The sequence below is a fragment of the Pseudomonas sp. NPDC089918 genome, from assembly GCF_050280605.1.
In the GTDB taxonomy this organism is placed as follows: Bacteria; Pseudomonadota; Gammaproteobacteria; order Pseudomonadales; family Pseudomonadaceae; genus Aquipseudomonas.
In genome coordinates this window covers 1-21,204 of sequence record NZ_JBNNVP010000065.1, presented here as the reverse complement: position 1 = coordinate 21,204, position 21,204 = coordinate 1, and the positions used below count along the sequence as shown (strand labels likewise).

The 21,204-nt window shown below is 60.0% G+C and carries 14 protein-coding genes; 2 read left to right on the top strand and 12 right to left on the bottom strand.

The window, feature by feature from the left end; genetic code table 11:
- The 9 genes from gltB to ACQKPC_RS28435 all read right to left on the bottom strand — a co-directional run.
- Positions 1-4,537: glutamate synthase large subunit (gltB, locus tag ACQKPC_RS28475; protein WP_427627957.1), on the bottom strand; the 4,537-nt coding region annotated here is incomplete at its 3' end.
- Positions 4,538-4,888: 351 nt separating this feature from the next.
- Positions 4,889-6,475, bottom strand: a complete 1,587-nt coding sequence (locus ACQKPC_RS28470; RefSeq protein ID WP_427627955.1) for an SPOR domain-containing protein — start codon at positions 6,473-6,475, stop codon at positions 4,889-4,891.
- A 10-nt stretch (positions 6,476-6,485) separates the two neighbouring features.
- Entirely contained in the window at positions 6,486-7,586 is a 1,101-nt protein-coding gene (gene aroB / locus ACQKPC_RS28465) for a 3-dehydroquinate synthase (RefSeq protein ID WP_008009204.1), read from the bottom strand.
- A 150-nt stretch (positions 7,587-7,736) separates the two neighbouring features.
- Entirely contained in the window at positions 7,737-8,255 is a 519-nt protein-coding gene (aroK, locus tag ACQKPC_RS28460; RefSeq protein WP_032830073.1) for a shikimate kinase AroK, read from the bottom strand.
- A 4-nt stretch (positions 8,256-8,259) separates the two neighbouring features.
- Positions 8,260-10,335 carry a type IV pilus secretin PilQ gene (pilQ, locus tag ACQKPC_RS28455; protein WP_427627952.1) on the bottom strand — a complete coding sequence of 692 codons (2,076 nt, stop codon included), beginning with the start codon at positions 10,333-10,335 and terminating at the stop codon, positions 8,260-8,262.
- A gap of 13 nt (positions 10,336-10,348) precedes the next feature.
- Positions 10,349-10,876, bottom strand: a complete 528-nt coding sequence (locus tag ACQKPC_RS28450) for a pilus assembly protein PilP (protein ID WP_427627950.1) — start codon at positions 10,874-10,876, stop codon at positions 10,349-10,351.
- Positions 10,873-11,496 carry a type 4a pilus biogenesis protein PilO gene (gene pilO, locus ACQKPC_RS28445; RefSeq protein ID WP_063341821.1) on the bottom strand — a complete coding sequence of 208 codons (624 nt, stop codon included), beginning with the start codon at positions 11,494-11,496 and terminating at the stop codon, positions 10,873-10,875. The genes ACQKPC_RS28450 and pilO overlap by 4 nt, the downstream gene beginning before the upstream one ends.
- Complete coding sequence (locus ACQKPC_RS28440; RefSeq protein ID WP_427627948.1) at positions 11,493-12,059, bottom strand: PilN domain-containing protein; 567 nt, start codon at positions 12,057-12,059, stop codon at positions 11,493-11,495. The genes pilO and ACQKPC_RS28440 overlap by 4 nt, the downstream gene beginning before the upstream one ends.
- Positions 12,059-13,123 (bottom strand): pilus assembly protein PilM, encoded by a 1,065-nt coding sequence (locus ACQKPC_RS28435; RefSeq protein ID WP_123499947.1) that lies wholly within the window; start codon positions 13,121-13,123, stop codon positions 12,059-12,061. Before ACQKPC_RS28435 ends, ACQKPC_RS28440 begins: the two co-directional genes overlap by 1 nt.
- A 218-nt stretch (positions 13,124-13,341) precedes the next feature.
- Here ACQKPC_RS28435 and ACQKPC_RS28430 point away from each other — a divergent pair, with 218 nt between their 5' ends.
- Positions 13,342-15,786, top strand: a complete 2,445-nt coding sequence (locus ACQKPC_RS28430) for a penicillin-binding protein 1A (RefSeq protein ID WP_427627960.1) — start codon at positions 13,342-13,344, stop codon at positions 15,784-15,786.
- A gap of 242 nt (positions 15,787-16,028) precedes the next feature.
- On the opposite strand, the gene ACQKPC_RS28425 is transcribed toward ACQKPC_RS28430, so the two are convergent.
- The 3 genes from ACQKPC_RS28425 to rpmE all read right to left on the bottom strand — a co-directional run bounded on the left by ACQKPC_RS28425 (position 16,029) and on the right by rpmE (position 18,525).
- Positions 16,029-17,297 (bottom strand): malic enzyme-like NAD(P)-binding protein, encoded by a 1,269-nt coding sequence (locus ACQKPC_RS28425; RefSeq protein WP_007899225.1) that lies wholly within the window; start codon positions 17,295-17,297, stop codon positions 16,029-16,031.
- 183 nt (positions 17,298-17,480) lie between these two features.
- Positions 17,481-18,269 (bottom strand): thermonuclease family protein, encoded by a 789-nt coding sequence (locus tag ACQKPC_RS28420; RefSeq protein ID WP_427627958.1) that lies wholly within the window; start codon positions 18,267-18,269, stop codon positions 17,481-17,483.
- A 25-nt stretch (positions 18,270-18,294) separates the two neighbouring features.
- The gene (gene rpmE / locus ACQKPC_RS28415; protein WP_007899231.1) at positions 18,295-18,525 is read right to left on the bottom strand and encodes a 50S ribosomal protein L31; all 231 of its coding nucleotides are present in this window, start codon (positions 18,523-18,525) and stop codon (positions 18,295-18,297) included.
- Between the two features lie 287 nt (positions 18,526-18,812).
- Between rpmE and ACQKPC_RS28410 the strand changes: the two genes are divergently transcribed.
- Complete coding sequence (locus ACQKPC_RS28410) at positions 18,813-21,032, top strand: primosomal protein N' (RefSeq protein ID WP_427627945.1); 2,220 nt, start codon at positions 18,813-18,815, stop codon at positions 21,030-21,032.
- The last annotated feature ends 172 nt before the right edge of the window (positions 21,033-21,204 follow it).

Below are 21,204 nucleotides of genomic sequence, written 5' to 3'. Positions count from 1 at the left end.
CGAAATACGGCACGCACCGCTTTTTTGATACAAACACTGTTACAAGCGAGCATTGTACGGGTTTGTTCACCCGATGCCATGCTTGAGACCCTTGGTGCGGGTTGGCACGGGTGCTGGAAAGCAACGATTTCAGGTTGGCAGCCTTGGGCTTGACCAGCCAGAAACGACGCAGATAGTCATCGAGGTTTTCAGCGAGGTTACGACCCCACTCGCTGTCGGTTTCCTCGACGTATTCGTTCAGCACGCGTTGCAAGTGGCTGCGATAGGCTTCCATCGCCTCACCGCTGATCCGCTGGATTTCCACCAGTTCGTGGTTGACCCGGTCAACGAAGGTGTTGTCCTGGTCGAGCACGTAGGCGAAACCGCCGGTCATGCCTGAGCCGAAGTTGTAGCCAGTCTTGCCCAATACGCAGACAAAACCACCGGTCATGTACTCGCAGCAGTGATCGCCAGTGCCTTCCACAACAGTGTGAGCACCGGAGTTACGCACCGCGAAACGCTCGCCCGCGGTACCGGCGGCGAACAGCTTGCCCCCGGTGGCGCCATACAGGCAGGTGTTGCCGATAATGGCGCTGTCCTGAGTCTTGTAGATGCTGCCCTTCGGCGGAACGATGACCAGCTTGCCGCCGGTCATGCCTTTGCCGACGTAATCGTTGGCATCGCCTTCCAGGTACATGTTCAGGCCGCCGGCGTTCCACACACCGAAGCTCTGACCCGCCGTGCCTTTGAAGCGGAAGGTGATCGGCGCGTTGGCCATGCCCTGGTTGCCGTGCTTGCGAGCAATTTCACCGGAGATCCGCGCGCCGATGGAACGGTCGCAGTTGCAGATATCCAGGGCGAAATCGGCGCCGCTCATGTCGTTGATGGCCGAGGTGGCCAAATCGACCATCTTCTCGGCCAGCAGGCCTTTGTCGAACGGCGGGTTGCGGTCGACCTGGCAGAACTGAGGCTTGTCTGCCGGGATGTGATCGCTGCCCAGCAACGGGGTCAGGTCCAAGTGGTTTTGCTTGGCGGTCTGGCCTTCGAGGATTTCCAGCAGATCGGTACGGCCGATCAGCTCTTCGAGGGAGCGCACGCCCAGCTTGGCCAGCCACTCACGGGTTTCTTCGGCGACGTAGGTGAAGAAATTCACCACCATGTCGACGGTACCGATGTAGTGATCCTTGCGCAGCTTCTCGTTTTGAGTCGCAACGCCGGTGGCGCAGTTGTTCAGGTGGCAAATACGCAGGTATTTGCAGCCCAGGGCGATCATTGGCGCGGTGCCGAAGCCGAAGCTCTCAGCGCCGAGGATCGCCGCCTTGATCACGTCGAGGCCGGTTTTCAGGCCGCCGTCGGTCTGCACCCGGACCTTGCCGCGCAGGTCGTTGCCACGCAGGGTCTGGTGGGTTTCGGCCAGGCCGAGTTCCCACGGTGCGCCCGCGTATTTGATCGAGGTCAGTGGCGATGCACCGGTACCGCCGTCGTAGCCGGAGATGGTGATCAAGTCCGCGTAGGCCTTGGCCACACCGGCAGCGATGGTGCCGACGCCGGCTTCTGCAACCAGCTTCACCGAGACCAATGCCTTCGGGTTGACTTGTTTCAGGTCGAAAATCAGCTGCGACAAGTCTTCGATCGAGTAGATGTCGTGGTGCGGCGGAGGCGAAATCAGGGTCACGCCCGGCACTGCATAGCGCAGCTTGGCGATCAGACCGTTGACCTTGCCGCCAGGCAGCTGACCACCTTCGCCGGGCTTGGCGCCCTGAGCGACCTTGATCTGCAGCACTTCAGCGTTGACCAGGTATTCCGGCGTCACACCGAAACGACCCGTGGCGACCTGCTTGATTTTCGAGCTCTTGATGGTGCCGTAGCGCGCCGGGTCTTCGCCGCCTTCGCCGGAGTTGGAACGCGCACCGAGGCGGTTCATGGCTTCGGCCAGGGCTTCGTGGGCTTCCGGCGACAATGCGCCCAAAGAGATGCCCGCGGAGTCAAAGCGCTTGAGCACCGATTCCAGCGGTTCGATCTCGCTGATGTCCAGCGGTGTGTCCAGGGTTTTGACCTTGAACATATCGCGGATCATCGACACCGGACGGTTATCCACCAGCGCCGTGTATTCCTTGAACTTGCTGTAGTCGCCCTGCTGCACAGCGGCTTGCAGGGTGCTGACCACGTCCGGGTTGTAGGCGTGATATTCGCCACCATGGACGAACTTCAGCAGGCCGCCTTGCTGGATCGGCTTGCGCGGGCTCCAGGCTTCGGCCGCCAAAGCTTTCTGCTCGGCTTCGATGTCGACGAAACGCGCGCCCTTGATGCGGCTTGGCACACCACGGAAGCTCAGTTCGCAGACTTCTTCGGACAGGCCGATGGCTTCGAACAACTGCGCACCGCGATACGACGTGATGGTTGAAATGCCCATCTTCGACAGGATCTTGAGCAGGCCCTTGGTGATCCCTTTGCGGTAGTTCTTGAACACCTCATAGAGGTCGCCCAGCACTTCACCAGTGCGGATCAGGTCGCCCAGCACTTCGTAGGCCAGGAACGGATAAACCGCCGAAGCACCGAAACCGATCAGCACTGCGAAGTGATGCGGATCGCGAGCGGTAGCGGTTTCCACCAGGATGTTGGAGTCGCAACGCAGGCCTTTTTCGGTCAGGCGATGGTGCACCGCGCCGGTCGCCAGCGAAGCGTGGATCGGCAACTTGCCCGGAGCGATGTGACGGTCACTCAGCACGATCTGGGTGCGACCGGCGCGAACGGCTTCTTCAGCCTGATCGGCGACATTGCGCACTGCGGCTTCGAGGCCGACGCTCTCGTCGTAGTTGAGGTCGATGATCTGGCGTTCAAAGCCTGGACGATCGAGGTTCATCAGCGAGCGCCACTTGGCCGGGGAAACGACCGGCGAGCTGAGGATCACGCGCGAGGCGTGTTCCGGCGACTCCTGGAAGATGTTGCGCTCGGCGCCGAGGCAGACTTCCAGCGACATGACGATGGCTTCGCGCAGCGGGTCGATCGGCGGGTTGGTGACCTGCGCGAACTGCTGACGGAAATAGTCGTACGGCGTACGCACGCGCTGGGACAACACGGCCATTGGCGTATCGTCGCCCATCGAGCCGACAGCTTCGTAACCTTGCTCACCGAGCGGACGCAGCACCTGGTCGCGCTCTTCGAATGTGACCTGGTACATCTTCATGTACTGCTTGAGCTGATCGACGTCGTAGAACGCCGAACCATGGTCGTTGTCTTCCATGGTCGCCTGGATGCGCAGGGCATTCTTGCGCAGCCATTGCTTGTACGGATGACGGGACTTCAAACGGTTGTCGATGGCATCGGTGTCGAGGATCTGACCGGTTTCGGTGTCCACGGCAAAGATCTGGCCTGGGCCAACGCGGCCCTTGGCAATCACGTCTTCAGGCTGGTAGTTCCAGACACCGATTTCCGAGGCCAGGGTAATGAAGCCGTTCTTGGTGGTGACCCAACGCGCAGGACGCAGACCGTTACGGTCGAGCAGGCACACCGCGTAACGACCGTCAGTCATTACCACGCCGGCCGGGCCGTCCCACGGTTCCATGTGCATCGAGTTGTATTCGTAGAACGCGCGCAGATCCGGGTCCATGGTTTCGACGTTCTGCCACGCAGGCGGAATGATCATCCGCACGCCACGGAACAGGTCGATACCACCGGTGACCATCAACTCGAGCATGTTGTCCATGCTGGAGGAGTCGGAACCTACACGATTGACCAGCGGGCCGAGTTCTTCCAGATCCATCAGATCGTTGGTGAACTTGGTGCGACGGGCCTGAGCCCAGTTGCGGTTGCCGGTGATGGTGTTGATCTCGCCGTTGTGGGCGAGGAAGCGGAATGGCTGAGCCAGCGGCCATTTCGGCAAGGTGTTGGTGGAGAAGCGCTGGTGGAACACGCAGATTGCGGTTTGCAGGCGCTGGTCGCTCAGGTCTGGATAGAAGGCGGTCAGGTCCGCCGGCATCATCAGGCCTTTATAAATGATGGTCTTGTGGGAAAAGCTGCAGATGTAGTGATCGACGTCGGCGGCGTTGGCCACGGACGAACGACGACGGGCGCTGAACAGCTTGATCGCCATGTCCTGATCGCTCAGGCCTTCACCGCCGATGTAGACCTGCTCGATTTGCGGCAGGCGCTCAAGGGCCAGGCGGCCGAGGACGCTGGTGTCGATCGGCACTTTGCGCCAGCCCACCAGTTGCAGGCCTTCGGCCAGGATCTCGCGGTTCATGTTCTCGCGAGCGGCTTCAGCTTTCACCGGATCCTGGTTGAAGAAGACCATGCCCACCGCATATTGCTTGGGCAGTTCGACGCCGAAGGTTTCCTGGGCAATCGCACGCAGGAATACATCCGGCTTTTGAATCAGCAGACCGCAACCGTCACCGGTCTTGCCGTCGGCGTTGATCCCACCGCGGTGGGTCATGCAGGTCAGGGCCTCAATGGCCGTTTGCAAAAGGGTATGACTGGGCTCGCCCTGCATATGGGCTATCAGGCCGAAACCGCAGTTATCCTTGAATTCATCTGGTTGGTACAGACCTGCTTTCATAGACACTTTCTCACCAGGCTGCCTCTTATCGAGGCAAATTTCTTTTCAATTCAGCCAGTTACCATCCACGCCGAACGTGCGCCAGCTTTGCGGGGGCAAAAGGGAGGTCATTGTACACACCGACACAGAGGCTCACAAATTTGACGACGAAATGTCGCAAATCTATGTCGCATTTGTGAAAGGTTTAAAGCGATATGCTGTGCTAGTCAAAACTTTTTTTAATTTTGACCGCAACGACTCAAAGACCACTGTAACGCAGACACCACAAGGCACGCGGTCTGTAGAGACGGCATGCACTTGCAGAAATTTTGAGGTGCTTGGAGAGGCGGCCTGGGTAAGGCCGCCGAATCTTCAGCGAGTTGTTGCCAGTTCCTGTTGGACGCTGGCGACAGTGCGAGGCCAAGGTTTACCAGCCTGAACCTTCGCTGGCAAGGCCTTGATGGCGGTAACGGCTGCATCGCGGTTGGCGAAGCTACCGTAGGTGATGACGTAAAGCGGCTTGCCGTTGAGTACTTTCTTGAAATAACGGTACTCGCCGCCCTGCTCTTTGACGAAGCTTTGCGCGGCCGATTCGGAGCTGGTGCCGAGGATTTGCACCACGTAGTTACCCGGCGCCTGGCCTGCGTACCAGCTGCCACCGGCAGCTTTGGCCACGGCGGCTGGCTTCTCGGCAGGTTTGGCGGCGGCGACTGGCTTGGCGGGCGCTGGAGCCGGTTTGGCAACAGGCGCAGGAGCTGGCTTGGCTGTCGCGACCTGAGTCGGCGCTGGAACCGGTTTGGCGGCAGGTGTTGGCGCCGGGCCCGGCTGGATGCCCGCAGGCGGCGCAGTCGTGGTCACGGTTGGCGGTGTAGCGCTGGAACCTTCGACCGGCACGCCGTCGTCGCCTTCGGTGATACCACCGGCCGCTTCGGCCAACGGGCCACGCATCACCGGCTGCGAGTTGCCGACCAACGGCAATGGCATCGGTTGTGAATTACCGGCGAACTCTACGGCGGGAGCGCCACTGCTGTCAGTTTGTGGCGCGCCCTGGCCCAATGGCAGTTGCGCCTGTTCGTTGGCAGGCGCGCCGGTGGTCGGTGCTTTGCTGCGACCCGGCATCAACCAGGCGGCGGCTACCGCGACCACGACTACGGCGGAAATCGCCAATACGTGTTTCTTCGGCATGTTGAACCCCATACTTGGACGCTTCACCGCTGAGCGGCTGGCAATCATGGCTTCGATCATTGCATCGCGGGCGACCTGATTGATGTTGCCAGGCCAACCGTCGGAGCTTTCGTGAATATCAGAGATCTGATCCGCGGTAAAAAGTTCGATACCCCGGCCAGCGCCTTCAAGACGCTGATCCAGATATTCGCGGGTTTCTTCTTCGGTGTAAGGCTGCAATTCGATGACGTGGAAACGCTCTTCCTCAAGGCTCAGCGCGTCAAGTTGCGCAATCAGCGAGGACTCGCCGAACAGGAACACGTGGGGGCGACCTTCCGGCGCGCCCGCGGCTAAAGCCAGCAAGGCTTCCAGCGCGGATTCGTCGAGTTGCTCGGCATCATCCACCAGCAAATAGACTTCCTGCCCCGTGAGGGCAAGCTGTACCACTTGGGCCAGGATGGCGCCGATTTCGGCCTGTTCGACATTCAGCGCCTGAGCCACCTGACGCAGCACACCGGCCGCATCGCCGGCGCCACGGGCGGAAACCACCACGCTCTGCACTGACTGTTTGTTGGTGCTGGCCACCAGGGCCTGACGCAACAGAGTTTTGCCGCTGCCTTGAGGGCCAGTGACCACCAGCAACAACTGGCTGTAACGGGCCAGATGATGCAGTTGCCCCAGCACCGGTTTGCGCTGGGCCGGGAAAAATTTGAAGCCAGGCACCCGTGGAGCGAAAGGGTCATGACTTAACTGGTAATGGCCGAGGAAAGCCTCGTCGGCATGCAAACTAGTCATCGGGATCTTATTAACCTTTAAGCTGAGCCAGGGCGCGGTAATCCGCTCCCAGCGTGGCCTGTAAAACCTCTTTCGGATAATCGTCGGTCACCACTGCTTCGCCCATGTGGCGCAGCAACACCAGGCGCAAACGACCGTCGATCACTTTCTTGTCAATTGCCATGTGCTCGAGAAAATCGGCTTCGGTCATCTCTTGCGGCGGGATGACCGGCAGGCCGGCCCGCTGGAACAGGCGAATACCGCGATCACGCTCCTGTTCGCTGATCCAGCCCAGGCGCGCGGACATCTCCAAAGCCATTACGGTGCCAGCAGCGACTGCTTCACCATGAAGCCAGACACCATAGCCCATGTGGGTTTCGATCGCGTGGCCAAAGGTGTGGCCCAGGTTCAACGTGGCACGTACGCCCGTCTCTTTCTCGTCGGCACCCACCACCGCAGCCTTGGCCGCGCAGGAGCGTTCGATGGCGTAAGTCAGGGCGGTCTGGTCCAGCGCTCGCAGGCGATCGACGTTTTCTTCGAGCCAGGTCAGGAATGGCTCGTCGCAGATCAGCCCGTATTTGATGACTTCCGCCAGCCCGGCGGACAGTTCGCGGGGCGGCAGGGTGTTGAGGGTGGCGGTATCGATCAGCACCACGTTGGGCTGATAGAAGGCACCGACCATGTTCTTGCCCAGCGGGTGATTGATCCCGGTCTTGCCGCCCACCGAAGAGTCGACTTGCGACAACAACGTGGTTGGTATCTGGATGAAATCGACGCCTCGCTGGTAGCAGGCGGCCGCAAAACCGGCCATGTCACCGATTACACCGCCACCGAGGGCGATCACCGTGGTACGGCGATCGTGCCGTGCAGTCAGCAGGCCGTCGAAAATCAGTTGCAGGGTTTCCCAGGTCTTGAAGGCTTCGCCGTCGGGCAGCACCACGGAAATCACCGAGAACTGCGCGAGGCTGCGGGTCAGACGCTCCAGGTAGAGCGGCGCGACGGTCTCGTTGGAGATGATCGCTACTTGCCGCCCGCGGATATGCGGGGCCAGCAGCTCAGGCTGATCCAACAAACCTTCGCCAATATGAATCGGGTAGCTGCGCTCGCCTAGATCGACCTTGAGTGTCTGCATGTGTCCCCACAGTGAAGATGGAATCAGGCGTCCTGCCTTGAGTTTACGAATTCCATGGCGTCTGCTGGTGTGACGCCATTCGGTAGCCAGCTGCCACAACCTTGAGCGGCTGCGACAGGACGCCGAGGATAGCGCATTTCGCGCCGCGCATTAACGGGGCGGTAGCTGCTGCAAGCGTTCGAGGATATCGAGCACCACCATCCGCGGCGGCCGCTCATCGGTTTCAACCACCAGGTCGGCGATTTCCCGATACAGCGGATCACGGATCGCCAGCAAGTCCCGCAGGGTTTTCGCCGGGTCGGCGGTGCGCAGCAGTGGTCGATTGCGGTCGCGAGCTGTTCGGCCGACCTGCTGCTCGACCGACGCATGCAGATAGACCACCCGACCACCGGCGTGCAGCGCCCGGCGATTGGCTTCGCGCATCACTGCGCCGCCACCGGTCGCCAATACCACACCGTCGCACGCGCACAGCTCGGCGATCATCGCCTGCTCGCGGTCACGAAAGCCCGGCTCGCCTTCCTTATCGAAAATCCACGGGATATTGGCGCCCGTGCGCAATTCAATTTCCTTATCGGAATCTTTGAACGGCAGGCGCAGCTCTTTGGCCAGCAACCGGCCGATGGTGCTTTTACCAGCCCCCATCGGTCCAACAAGAATCAAATTTCGCACAGAATCAATGACTCACAGCAATCGCCTGATTGTTCATGATACGCGGAGTGAGAAATACCAGCAGCTCGGATTTTTTCTCCGAAACCACGTCACGCCGGAAAAGGCGGCCAAGATACGGCACATCGCCGAGAAATGGCACCTTATCTACAACCTTGCTCTGAGTATTTGAGAAAACCCCACCAATGACGATGGTCTCGCCGTCGTTAACCAACACCTTGGCGTTGACCTCGTTTTTCTTGATCGGCGGTACATCCTGCACTTTGTTCAGGTAATCCGGTTCATCCTTGGTGACCTTGACCTCCATGATGATGCGGTTGTCCGGCGTGATCTGCGGGGTCACCTCCAGGGACAGCGAAGCCTCCTTGAATGACACCGAGGTGGCGCCGCTGGAGCTGGCTTCCTGATAGGGAATCTCGGTGCCCTTGAGGATTTTCGCGGTTTCCTTGTCGGACGTGACTACTTTGGGCTGCGAGACGATTTCCCCGTTGCCGGTTTTCTCCATTGCCGAAAGTTCAAGGTCCAGCAGCACATTGTCGGTAATGAAGGCGATGCCGATCCCCGAGGTATTGGCAGAAGTCCCCAAATCGACGAACGGCGAGTTGGTACTGGTGCTGCCCGGCGTCCCTATGGTGGTCGAAGAGCCGTTGACCCCGGAGGTGTTCCAGTTACCCTTCTGCACCGAACCGCCCCAGCGCACGCCAAGGCTTTTGTCGTAATCGACGTTGGCCTCGACGATACGCGCCTCGATCATCACCTGACGCACCGGAATATCCAGTTGCGCAACGATGCGACGCAGCTCGTCGAGTCGATCCTGGGTCTGGTAAGCAATGATGTTGTTGGTTCGCTCATCGACAGTGATTGACCCTCTCTCGTCGATTTTCGCCTCGGCGCTGGTCACCGACTGGAACAGCTTGGCGATATCGGCGGCCTTGGCGTAGTTGACCTGTAACAGCTCGCGACGCAGAGGCGCCAGTTCGGAGATCTGCTTCTGCGATTCCAGTTCCTGACGCTCTCGGGCAGCGATTTCATCGGCCGGCGCCACCAGCAGCACGTTACCGATCTTGCGTTTATCCAGGCCTTTGGTTTTCAGCACCAGGTCCAGCGCCTGATCCCATGGCACATTCTGCAGACGCAATGTGATGCCACCCTGCACCGTGTCGCTGGCCACCAGATTGAGGTTGGTGAAATCGGCGATCAGCTGCAGCACCGAGCGCACATCTATGTCCTGAAAATTCAGCGAGAGTTTTTCGCCGGTGTAGGCAAAGCGTTCGGTGTTGCGCTTCTGCAAGTCATCGACAGTCATCGGCCGAATGCTGACGGTCAGTTTGTTGTCGGTCTGATAGGTCGAATAATCGAAGGCGCCACTGGGCTCGATACTGATGATGGCCCGATCGCCCGTGGCGCTGGCGTTGATGAACTGCACCGGCGTAGCGAAATCCTTGACGTCGAGGCGTACACGCAACCGTTCAGGCAGCTGGGTCTTGGTGAAACCGACGATGATTTTGCCATCGCGCTCCTGGATGTCCGGGGCGATGGACGGATCCGACAGATCGATGACCACATTGCCCTCACCCTGGGTGCCGCGCTGAAAATCCACGCCCCGGATGGCTTTGCCCACAGGTGCATTGACCCTGGCGGGCACTGGCGTCGCAATGGCTGCACGCGGTGCGCTGGCGGCCGGTTTGGGCGCCTTGCTACCGGCGCCCTGCCCGACAACCACGAACAAATTGTTGCCTTCGACGCGAGCGTTGTATGGCGTCAATTGAGTCAGGCTGATGATCAGTCGCGTACGGTCCTTGGCCTCAACGACCGTGGCGCTGCGGGCGTTGCCGCCGCCCAGATCCCGATTCTTGTTCGCCAGCTGACTGGTGACCCCAGGCAGGTCCAGCGCAATCCGCGCAGGCTGCTCTGTCGTGTAACCGTGGGGCTGCGGTGGCGGCCCATCGAACGACAACTTCAACTCGACACGGTCACCGGGCAGCGCGGCGACATCCAGCGCTTTGAGGTTGGCCGCCAGTACCATCGGCGACAGAAACGCTATCCATAGCGAAATACCGAAGGTTGAGAAAATCCTGTTCATTATTCGAGTTCCACTATGAGTGCTCTTTCAAAGGGATGATCCGCGGCCGTTCCAGCCAGGCACCTTCGCCGTCAGGAACGATTTCGATCACGTCGACTTGCGAACCGCTGATGGCGACGATCCGCCCATCGTTACGCCCCAGGTAATCGCCGACTTTCAGCCGATGCACACCGCCCGCCCCGCGCAACAGCGCAAAGGAGCCGGTTGCATTGGAGAGGGTGCCGACCATTTCAAACTGTTCGATGTTGAAACCTTCGAGGTACTGCTTGACCCGGTTGGGGTCGGGTTTGACGTTACGCGAGCCGTGCTTCTGACCGGCCAGATCGACTCTGACCTGTCGGGAGAACGGGCTACGCAGGTTGGCAGCGTTATAGGTGAATGTCGGGTAAGACCGGAATGTCGGCGTTGGTTCAATTTTGCCGGGGGCACGCAGGCGCACTTCGTTCAGGTAGGCGTCCAGGTCGCTGAAATCATTGTCGCCGCCACAACCGGCCAGTATGACCAGGCACATAACCATCGACAGGCAACGAATCGGGCTCATTTCTGCAACCCCTTGTCGTTGTAGCGATAGGTCTTGGCCAGGATGCTCATGCGCAACTTCGGACCGCCATCGGGATTGGCCGGCGCCAGGTCGAAGTCATGCAGGGTGACGATCCGTGGCAGCCCGGCCACACCGCTGACAAAAGTGGCCAGGTCGTGATAAGCGCCAGTGACGGTGATCTGGATAGGGAGCTCGATGTAGAACTGCTGGGTGACTTCCGGTAGCAGCTTGATTTCTTCGAAATCCAGGCCGCTGCCCAGGCCGGTGCGGGTGATGTCCTCCAGCAGGCCGGGCACTTCGGTGTCGCTGGGCAATTGCCGCAAAAGCATGCCGAAGGAGTTTTCCATTTCCTTCATCTGTTGGGTGTACAGCTCCAGATTCGCCGCCATATGGGCTTTGGTCGCGAATTGCTCCCTGAGCGTCGATTCTTCTTCGCGCCTGAGTTCCAGGTGGTTTTGCAGGTCACTGATCAAGAAGCTGTAGCCAAGGGTTAGCACCAGGACCATCAGCAGGACACTCGCCAGGACCTTGATCGCCGGTGGCCAGGAACCCATGTTGTTGGTGTCCAGATCGTTGATGTCGATCTGGCGCAACCCTTCGAACCATTCGGATGGTTTCATTTAGCGCCCCCCACAATCGCGGGCTGGGTCTGACGGACGGTCAACTGAAAAACATTGGCCTGATCCAGCTGACCGGCGGTGGTCGCCTTGACTTCCGTGAGGTTGGGCGCATCGAACCAATCGGAGGCATCAAGATTGCGCATCAGATCCGAAACCCGGTTGTTGGATTCCGCCGCGCCGGTGATGGACACGGTTTTGCCGACCATTTTCACTTCGGTGAAATAAACACCGTCCGGCAAGGTACGCGCCAATTGATCGAAAATCCTCCCGCTGATCGGCCGGTTGCCTTGCAGGTCCTGAATAATGCGCATGCGTTCGACGAGTTGCTGTCGGCGGGCCTTCAGATCGCTGATCTGTTTGATCCGCTCGTCAACCACGGCAATCTGCTTGCCGATGTAATCGTTACGGGCGACTTGCCGATTAATGGCGCTGTTAATGACCTGGTCCGCAACCAGCAGCGCTGCCACCGACCCCACTAGCACACCGACCAATGCCAGTAAAAAGCGTTTGCGACGCCCTTCGCGCAACTCTTCACGCCAGGGTAAAAGATTGATCCGCGCCATCAGTCGAAACTCCTGAGGGCCAGCCCGCAAGCGATCATCAGTGCCGGAGCATCGCTCGCCAGGGCGCCGGCGTTGACCTTGCTGCTCAGGGTCATGTTGGAGAATGGATTGGCGACCTGGGTCGGCGTACCCAGTCGCTGCTCGATCAATCGCTCCAGCCCGGGGACCGAGGCGGTGCCGCCGGCCAGAAGGATGTGATCGACCGAGTTGTACTGGCCAGAAGCAAAGAAAAACTGCAATGAACGCGACACCTGTTGCACCAACGCATCACGAAATGGCTGCAAGACCTCGCTGACGTAATCGTCCGGCAAACCGCCCTGCTTCTTCGCCAACCCCGCCTGTTCGACCGTCAGGCCATAACGACGCTGGATCTCTTCCGTCAGTTGACGGCCGCCGAACAATTGTTCGCGGGTGTAGATGATCCGCCCGTTGTGCAACACGCTCAGGGTGGTCATGGTGGCCCCGATATCGACCACCGCCACGGTCAGACGCTCCTGAGAGGCGGCCAACTGGGTTGCCAGCAGGCCGAACGATCGCTCCAGGGCATAAGCTTCGACGTCGACCACGCGCGCGGTCAGCCCGGCCAGAGCCAGGGCCGCTTCACGGACCTCGACGTTTTCCTTGCGACACGCCGCCAGCAGCACATTGACCCGCTCGGGGTTGCGCGCCGACACGCCTTGCACTTCGAAATCGATCGCCACTTCGTCCAGTGGATAAGGGATGTACTGATCGGCCTCGATCTTCAGTTGGTTTTCCATCTCGTCGTCGGAAAGACCGGCGTCCATCTCGATGGTCTTGGTGATCACCGCCGAACCGGCCACCGCCACGGCAACGTTCCTGAGGCTGGTTTTGGCCTTGGATAGCACCCGCGCAAGCGCCTGCCCCACCCCTTCGAGCTCGGCGATATTTTTCTCGACCACGGCACTGGCGGGCAGCGGTTCGACCGCATAGGCCTCGACCCGGTACCGGTCGCCTTGACGACTTAGCTCCAGTAGCTTCACCGACGTGGAGCTGATGTCGATCCCCAGAAGCGTATTGGCTTTTTTATTGAAGAGTCCTAGCACTACCAATTCCCTATGACTATCCGTGAGTTACGGACTCTGTAATATCCATTGCGTTCAATACCCTCCGTCTTGACAGAAGCGCAAATGACGCCCCCGACGGAAAAATGCTTATAATGCTGAGCGTTTTTTCCGCTTTCACTGCAAGCGCGGGTCATTCTCTGTATAGCCTGAACCCTGATGCCTAATTCATTTTTTACCCTGGATATCCAAAAGCCTTGATTCGTCTGCTGAAATTTTTCGGTTGGTCCATCGTCGCCGTTTTCTGCGGACTGCTCCTGAGTCTGAGCGGCGCTTTTCTTTACCTTAGCCCCGGATTGCCATCCGTGGAGGCGCTGAGAAGTATTCAGTTGCAGATTCCTTTGCGGGTGTACAGCAGCGACAACAAGTTGATCGCAGAATTTGGCGAAATGCGCCGTACGCCAATCCGTTTCGCCGACATTCCCCCCAATTTCATTAATGCGTTACTAAGTGCTGAAGACGACAATTTCGCCAACCACTACGGCGTCGATCCCAGCAGCCTGATGCGTGCCGCCACCCAGCTGGTAAAGAGCGGACATATTCAGTCCGGCGGCAGCACCATCACCATGCAGGTAGCGAAGAACTTCTTCCTGACCAGCGAACGCAGCTTCTCGCGCAAAACCACCGAAATCCTCCTGGCCCTTCAGATCGAACGACAGTTGACCAAGGACGAGATCCTCGAGCTGTACGTCAACAAGATCTATCTGGGCAACCGCGCCTACGGCATCGAAGCAGCGGCGCAGGTTTATTACGGCAAGTCGATTCGTGACGTGAGCCTGGCGCAGATGGCGATGATCGCCGGTCTGCCAAAAGCTCCGTCGCGCTTCAACCCGCTGGCCAACCCGACCCGCAGCAAAGAGCGTCGAGACTGGATCCTGGGACGCATGTATAAGCTCGGCAAAATCACCGAAGCCGACTACACCACTGCGATCAATGAGCCGCTGAACGCCAGCTACCATGTGCCGACTCCGGAAGTGAACGCGCCATACGTCGCCGAAATGGCCCGCGCCGAAATGGTCGGCCGTTATGGCAGCGATGCGTATACCGAAGGTTTCCGTGTCACCACCACGGTGCCGAGCAATTTGCAGGAGATGGCCAACACCGCGGTTCATGAAGGCTTGATGACCTACGACCAACGGCACGGTTATCGCGGCCCCGAGTCACGCCTGCCGGGTAAAACCCGAGAGGCCTGGACTCAGGAGTTGACCAAACAGCGAATCATCAGCGGCCTGGAACCGGCGATCGTGACCCAGGTCGACAAGAACGGCGTGCAGGTGTTGACCCGCACGGGTACCGGCGAAGAGCACGTCGCCTGGGAAACCATGAAGTGGGCTCGTCCGTTCCTGAACACCAACAGCATGGGCGCCAATCCGAAGCAGCCGTCGGATGTCGCACAGGTCGGTGATCTGATTCGCGTACAGCGTCAGCCAGATGGTTCGCTCAAATTCAGCCAGATTCCGCAGGCTCAAGGCGCGCTGGTTTCCCTCGACCCGCAGAACGGTGCCATTCGTTCGCTGGTCGGCGGTTTCGCCTTCGAGCAGAGCAACTACAACCGCGCCATGCAGGCCAAACGTCAGCCGGGTTCGAGCTTCAAGCCGTTCGTCTACAGCGCCGCCCTGGACAACGGCTATACCGCCGCCAGCCTGGTGAACGACGCACCGATCGTGTTCGTCGACGAGTACCTGGACAAAGTCTGGCGTCCGAAGAACGATACCAACACCTTCCTCGGCCCGATCCGCATGCGTGAAGCGCTCTACAAGTCGCGCAACCTGGTATCGATCCGCCTGCTGCAAGCGCTGGGTGTCGACCGCACCATCGACTACATCAGCAAGTTCGGCTTCAACAAGCAGGACCTGCCGCGCAACCTGTCCCTGGCCCTGGGTACCGCGACCCTGACGCCAATGGAAATCGCCACCGGCTGGGCCACCTTCGCCAATGGCGGCTACAAGATCACCCCGTACATCATCGACAAGATCGAAAGCCGCAACGGCGACACGCTATTTGTCGCCAACCCGCCGAGCGTTCCGAAAGGCACCGTAGCCAGCGATGGCATCGCCATGCCGGCCTCTGACACCTTCACGGTCAACGCTACTCCAGGCGAAGCACCGAGCGCCCAGCCAATGCCACAAACGCCGGCCGTGGCCGAGCGCATCATCGATGGGCGCACCACTTACATCCTCAACAGCATGCTTGAGGATGTGATCAAACTCGGCACCGGCCGCCGTGCGCTGGCGTTGGGTCGCAGCGACATCGCGGGCAAGACCGGTACCACCAACGAATCCAAGGACGCCTGGTTCTCCGGCTACAATGCCGATTACGTGACCACCGTCTGGACCGGCTTCGACCAACCGGAAAGCCTGGGCAAACGCGAGTTCGGCGGAACCGTTGCCTTGCCGATCTGGATGAACTACATGGCGGCAGCCCTCAAAGACAAACCGCCCCACACCCAAGCGGAACCCGAAGGCATTCTCAGCCTGCGCGTCGACCCGATCAGCGGCCGCGCGGCCACCCCAAGTACGCCAGGTGCCTACTTCGAACTGTTCAAGGCCGAAGACACACCACCGTCGGTTAACGAGCTGAGCAACGGCAATGTACCGGGCAGCCCGCTGCCAGCCGATGAGGCAGCGCCGATCGATTTGTTCTGATCGGATAGCGCAACGCAAAAGCCCCGCCTTCGAAAGAAGAGCGGGGTTTTTTTGGCCTGCCGATCATTCCCACGCTCTGCGTGGGAATGCAGCCCGGGACGCTCCGCGTCCCTTTCTAGAGCTGGAACGCGGAGCGTCCCTTGAGGCATTCCCACGCAGAGCGTGGGAACGATCAAACTCTCAGATACAAAAAAGCCCCGACTCGCGAGAGCCGGGGCTTTTGGTTGATGCGCTACAACGGCTTAGCCGTTGAACACGTCATCCACGCTTTTCAGCGGGTAGTTCTTCGGATACGGCAGGGTCGCCACACCGGTCTCGATCGCAGCCTTGGCCACGGCATCGGAGATCAGGGTGATCAGACGGGCATCCATTGGTTTCGGAATGATGTACTCACGACCGAATTCCAGCTTGATGCCGCCGTAGGCGTCGCACACTTCCTGAGGCACTGGCAGCTTGGCCAGTTCACGCAGGGCGTTGGCGGCAGCCACTTTCATTTCTTCGTTGATGCGCTTGGCGCGAACGTCCAGGGCACCACGGAAGATGAACGGGAAGCCCAGTACGTTGTTGACCTGGTTCGGGTAGTCCGAACGGCCGGTGGCCATGATCACGTCGTTACGGGTGGCGTGCGCCAGTTCCGGGGAGATTTCCGGATCCGGGTTAGAGCACGCGAACACGATCGGGTTGGCCGCCATGGATTTCAGGCCTTCAGCACTCAGCAGGTTCGGGCCGGACAGGCCAACGAACACGTCAGCGCCTTCCAGCGCGTCAGCCAGGGTGCGCTTCTCGGTCGCGTGAGCGAACACAGCCTTGTACTGGTTCAGGTCGTCACGGCCGGAGTGGATCACGCCGGTACGGTCAACCATGTAAATGTTTTCGATGTTGGCGCCCATGCTCACCAGCAATTTCATGCAGGAGATGGCGGCAGCACCGGCGCCCAGGCAGACGATCTTGGCGTCAGCCAGGGTTTTGCCAGCGATTTCCAGGGCGTTGATCATGCCGGCCGCAGTAACGATTGCGGTGCCGTGCTGGTCATCGTGGAATACCGGAATATCGCACTGCTCGATCAGAGCGCGTTCGATCTCAAAGCACTCAGGTGCCTTGATGTCTTCCAGGTTGATGCCACCGAAGGTAATGGAGATACGCTTGACGGTGTCGATGAAGGCTTGCGGGCTTTCAGAGTCGACTTCGATGTCGAACACGTCGATGCCGGCGAAGCGCTTGAACAGCACGCCCTTACCTTCCATAACTGGCTTGGAAGCCAATGGGCCGAGGTTACCCAGGCCGAGAATCGCGGTGCCATCGGAAATGACTGCAACCAGGTTGCCCTTGCCGGTGTATTTGTAGGCCAGTTCAGGATCGCGGGCGATTTCGCGTACTGGTTCGGCTACGCCGGGGCTGTAGGCCAGCGACAGATCGCGGGCGGTAGCGGTGGCCTTGGTGAGCTCGACACTCAGCTTCCCTGGACGGGGATGGGCGTGATATTCGAGAGCGGCAGTTTTCAGATCAGACATAGGGGCATTCCGCTTTTTACTGTTGGACAGACGGACCGCCGAGGATACTCGCCTCGCAAAGTCCTCACAAGACTGACCAGTCACCCCTGTCAAGCGCCCGGCCCTACGACTTTGGGCCAAGAGCCACGGAACACAAGGGATAGACTGTTCACAATCAACATGAAAAATGTCTACAACTTTTTCTTACGGTGCTGTCTGCAACATCGCTCGATCGGTCAGCGGCAGAAGCCAGCGCGCCTGCCCCGGTTTCAACCCACCGCGGCGCGAACGATCCACTACCCAGCCACGAGCCTCGATTTGCTTGCCTTTGAGCTTTTCAAGCGATGCGACATCGAATTGCTCCAGCAGATTGGGTGCAACCCGCAATACAACCGAATCCTGCAACTCGATCCAAACCCCGCCGCGATTGCGCTGAACCTTGCTCACACGACCACTGAGCATGGCGAAACCAGACGCGCTGATCTGCTCCGCTTTCAATACAGGTGATTGTCGCCACAGCCCGAGACCGGCCCGACGAGCACTGCGTTCAGCCGCTTGCTGGCAGGCGACCAAATCGACATTCGGTGCCACCGCCACCTGAAAACCGAGCCCCTCGGCGAGCATCTGCGCTTCGAGGTTGGCCCCATCGACACTGTAGACATGAGCCAGGGTGCGGCCGTAATGGTCCTTGCTTTCTTTACCCGGCAGTAAACCGACCCGCCCGTCGCTGGCGGCCACCAGAGCTTCAAGGCGTTTGCGCGCGGCCACGGCGAACGGCTCGTCAGAACGCCCCTGCTTGCCCAGCTCCGGCGTATTCAAACCGATCATGCGCACGCTGCGGCCATCGCTCAGACGCAAAGTGTCGCCATCCACCACGCGCTGCACCGTGACCGACGTGAGCCCGCTCGGTGCCGGGCAGAAGGCCTGGGCACCGGAAAGCCAAATCGCGGACACAAAAAAGGCGCCCGCGAGGGACGCCTTTTTCATCAGCAAGGAAAAGCCCACGGGGCTTTCGACCTTACTCTGCAGCAGCAGGAGCTTTCTTGCCGAAAGCGCCGAAACGGTCTGCGAAGCGCTGTACACGACCGCCAGTATCCAGAGTCTTCTGCTTACCGGTGTAGAACGGGTGGCACTCGTTGCATACGTCGATCGCCAGAGGCTTGGCCAGGTTCGAACGAGTTTCGAACTTGTTGCCACAGCTGCAGGTAACTGCGGTGATTTCGTATGTTGGATGGATATCGGCTTTCATGATGTATTCCTCAGGCTAGCGTGCCGCCACTCAACACCATTGTTGAATACCGCACGTAATTAGGCCGCGGATTCTACCAGACAATGCCATTCACGCAAGCTGTCGCTTAAACCAGTCGTCTGCTAGGCTCCCGACCTCAAGAGCAATCCCTGTGGGAGCGGGCTCGCTCGCGAAGAGTCCGTAACATTCAACATCTCAGGTGGCTGTTGCACCGTTTTCGCGAGCAAGCCCGCTCCCACAGGTCGCGCCCTGCTTTCTTTTTTGCCCGCTTATCGAGATCCCCCCGCGTGCCCAACGCCATTCTGCGCCTCGCCCTGCCTTCGCCTCTGCGCCGCCTGTTCGATTATCGTGCCCCGGCCGGTATCTTGCGTGCCCAGTTGCACCCTGGCATGCGCTTGCGGGTGCCGTTCGGTCGGCGGGAGATGATCGGGATTCTGGTGGAGGTCACCGACACCAGCGAAGTGCCGGTAGAAAAGCTCAAACCGGCCCTGGCGCTGCTCGACGCCACGCCGCCGCTGCCGCCCGCGCTGTTCAAGCTGTGCCTGTGGACCTCTCAGTATTACCAGCACAGCCTCGGCGACACGTTGAGTTGGGCGCTGCCAGTGTTGTTGCGTCAGGGTGAACTGGCCGAGGCTCGTCAGGAACGCTTTTGGTCCGCCGCACCCGGCGCCAGCCTCGATGATCCGCGCATCGCCCGCGCACCACGCCAGCGTGAAGCCTTGGCTACCCTGTCCCAGCATCCCCATGGCGTCGCTCATCAGTTGCTGAGCAAACTGATGCTGAGCAAGGACAGCCTCGATCTGTTGCTGGCCAAGGATCTGGTGCAAGTCGAAATCCGCAAGCACGCCCCCGGCGCCCGCCACGAACACTGGCTAGCGCAACCGGAATTGCCGCTCAACCCGGAGCAGCGCGCCGCTTATGAAGCGATTCGCGCCGGATTCGACAGTTATCACGCGTTCCTGCTGGCTGGCGTCACCGGCAGCGGCAAGACCGAAGTCTATTTGCAGCTGATCCGCGAAACCCTCGAGGCCGGTAAGCAAGCCCTGGTGCTGATCCCGGAGATCAACCTCGGCCCGCAAACCCTGGCGCGCTTCGAGCAGCGCTTCAATGCGCGCATCGCGCTGATCCACTCCGCAGTCAATGACCGCGAACGCCTGGAAGCCTGGCTGGCGGCACGGGATGGTGAGGCCGACATTATTATCGGTACCCGTTCGGCACTGTTCACGCCGATGAAAAACCCCGGCCTGATCATCATCGATGAAGAGCACGACGGCTCTTATAAACAGCAGGAAGGTCTGCGCTACCACGCCCGCGACCTGGCACTGGTCCGCGCCCGGCAGGAAAACATCCCGATTGTCCTCGGATCCGCCACACCTTCGCTGGAAAGCCTGCAAAACGCCTACACCGGTCGTTACGGTCTCTTACGCCTGAATGAGCGGGCCGGTGGCGCCAAGCAACCACGGTTCCTGCGCCTGGACGTGAAAAGTCGTCCGCTGGACAGCGGCATTTCCGGACCAATGCAGCAAGCCATCGGTCAGACCCTGGCCGCCGGCCAGCAAGTGCTGGTTTTCCTCAACCGCCGAGGGTTCGCCCCGACGCTGCTCTGCCACGACTGCGGCTGGATGTCTGAATGCCAGCGCTGCGACGCGCGAATGACCGTGCACCAGCGCTCCGGCGAACTGCGTTGCCACCATTGTGGCTACGTCGAACGAGTGCCCCGTCATTGCCCGAAGTGCGGCAAGGTCGATCTGCGGCCTGTGGGCGCCGGTACCGAGCGCGCCGAAGAACGCCTGGGGATTCTGTTTCCGGACGTCCCGGTGCTGCGGGTCGACCGCGACAGCACTTCACGCAAAGACGCGATGAATCAACTGTTCGCCACCATTCAAAAAGGCCAGCCGTGCATTCTGGTCGGCACACAAATGCTTGCCAAAGGGCACCACTTTCCACGGGTGACCCTGGTGTCGATTCTGGATGCCGACGGCGGACTGTTCTCCGGCGATTTCCGCGCCAGCGAACGCATGGCGCAGTTGATCGTCCAGGTCGCCGGGCGCGCGGGGCGGGCCGAAGAACCGGGCAAAGTGATTATCCAGACGCACCTGGCAGACCATCCGCTGCTGGTGCAACTGACCGAACAGGGCTATTTCGCCTTTGCCGAACAGGCGTTGAGCGAACGCCGCTCCGCCGGTCTGCCGCCGTTTGCGCATCTCGCGCTGCTGCGGGCCGAAGCGCATAAACCGGGGCAGGCCGAAGGCTTCCTCGATGAAGCGTGCAGCGAGGCCGAGCGTTTGCTGGCCGAGCAAAATCTGACCGGGATTGAGTTGCTGGGGCCGGTGCCTGCACCGATGGAGCGCCGGGCCGGGCGTTATCGCGCGCAGTTGTTGCTGCAAGCCACGGCCCGGGCGCCGCTGCATCGATTGCTGAGCAGTTGGTTGCTGGTTTTGGAGCAGATGCCGAGTGGGCGGGCGGTGCGCTGGTCCCTGGATGTAGATCCGGTCGATTTGTATTGAATTCAAGATCGCTATCGCGGGCAAGCCCGGCTCCCACAGGGATCTGCGTTGCTTACATGCTCTACGTCACACCACTTACCCTGTGGGAGATTCTATGGTTGAGGGGAAGCCCTCAACCCGTTTTCGCTTGGTATTCACTCTGCCCTTTCAGCAGTGCAAATACGACCCGTGC